Here is a 1,643-nt window from a genome sequence, read left to right on the forward strand (position 1 = left end):
ATAATTTTTATAATGTCTGTAAGATTAAATCTTGACTTCTACAATTTTCAGTATCTTTAGTATTTTCTGCATCAACAAAATATCCACCACCATTATAAAAAGCATAACTATCCTTAATATTTAAATTAAGTGTTGGATTTATTTTTAGGTAAGCGGCTCTTGCTCCTTTATTTGAATTATAGTAGTAAGGAGCAAGCAATGGTCCTCTAACCGTTCCATTGAAAATCTTTAATTCTCTTTCACCTATAACTTCTATATTTGTTCCTTTAGCAAATTCTAAATAATTGCCGCTATAATAACTACCGGCACATATTCCAAGAAAATTACCGCCATTTTTTAAATAATTTTTTATATTATTATTTCCTTTGCCTTGCAATTTGTGTACATAGTATAAATCTCTTCCACCGAGTAAAATAAGTAATAAGGTGTTTTGAACCCACTTTCCGCCTATAATGTCTTGTGCAGTAATATAATCTACCTCATACTTTGGAGCATAAAGTTTTAAGTTATGCACGCAATGCTTAATACTTTCTTTTGAAACTCCTAAATCATTATAAATTTTTATTTTCATTTTTATATTATTGACAAGAACATTATATAATTCTATTTAGTGTAATTACTTAAAAATAAATTATGAGGTAATTTTATGCAACTTAATTCAGTCTCGCTACCGTTAACCAAAAGGCAAGCAATAGAAATAGTTTTAGGAGTGGCATTACTTACTATTTGTTCACAAATATTAATACCTATGAAGCCTATATTTATTTCATTGCAAACCGTTGCAGTGATGTTCATCGGACTTACATATAATAAGACTACAGCACCTTTAACTATACTCTCTTACATAACTCTTGGAGCAATGGGAATCCCTGTGTTTGGAGAGTTTTCGAGCGGGTTACGAATATTATTCGGTCCTACCGCAGGATATCTAGCGGGTTTCATAGTTGCCGTATATATTATGGCTAGCTTAAAAGATAAAATTTTTATTTCTAATAAATTGTTAAATCAGATATCTTTATGTTTGATCGGTAATATAATTATTATGAGTTTAGGCTGGTTATGGTTATCCAAATTTTTAGGATTAAAAGAAGCATTTCATAGCGGAGTACTCTTTTTCATTATACCGGGTATAATTAAATCGGTATTATTAGTAGGGCTAGTTAACATAGTAAAACCACAAACTCGATGAACTTCAAAATTTGACTGTAGTGAAATACAAGTATAGTGTAGATTATAATATAATATGTTATAATCTATATTATCAATATTGTTGTGCAGGTATAAAATGACAAAAAACACTCCAACTAGTATATACTTAGAAACCAATTTAAGTGAAAAAATTACATTGATGGCTGCAGAATTACATTGTCGTCCAAACGATTTAATTAATGAAGCTGTACGTTTATTTGTCGAGGGACAGGAACGTATTAAACAATTAAAAGCAGAAGATGTTAAACGGCAATCTTTGTTATCTAGGGAACAAAAAAAATTAGAAGAGGAATGGGAAAATCAAGATTACACAGATTGGATTTAATAAATGGACAAAATAGAAATTAAGATGTAATAGTTGAGATTTAATCTTACATTTAGTAAAATTAAGATAATANNNAATGGAGGATTAGAGATGAATCTAAATCAAAAAA

2 protein-coding genes and 1 pseudogene are annotated in these 1,643 nt (G+C 29.1%); 2 read left to right on the top strand and 1 reads right to left on the bottom strand.

Translation table 11 applies throughout. The annotated features are described in order from the left end of the window. Nucleotides 1-46: 46 nt before the first annotated feature. Nucleotides 47-571 (bottom strand): annotated as a pseudogene (locus KYQ89_RS03760) (BPL-N domain-containing protein); the annotation flags it as partial. Between the two features lie 75 nt (nucleotides 572-646). Between KYQ89_RS03760 and KYQ89_RS03765 the strand changes: the two are divergent. Together KYQ89_RS03765 and KYQ89_RS03770 are read left to right on the top strand one after the other, a co-directional pair. Further along, nucleotides 647-1,189: a biotin transporter BioY gene (locus KYQ89_RS03765; protein ID WP_218460473.1), complete on the top strand. Its 543-nt coding sequence runs from the start codon at nucleotides 647-649 to the stop codon at nucleotides 1,187-1,189. 96 nt (nucleotides 1,190-1,285) lie between these two features. Continuing rightward, nucleotides 1,286-1,534, top strand: a complete 249-nt coding sequence (locus KYQ89_RS03770; protein WP_218460474.1) for a hypothetical protein — start codon at nucleotides 1,286-1,288, stop codon at nucleotides 1,532-1,534. The last annotated feature ends 109 nt before the right edge of the window (nucleotides 1,535-1,643 follow it).

It is taken from the genome of Rickettsia sp. TH2014 (genome assembly GCF_019249195.1).
Lineage (GTDB): Bacteria > Pseudomonadota > Alphaproteobacteria > Rickettsiales > Rickettsiaceae > Rickettsia > Rickettsia felis.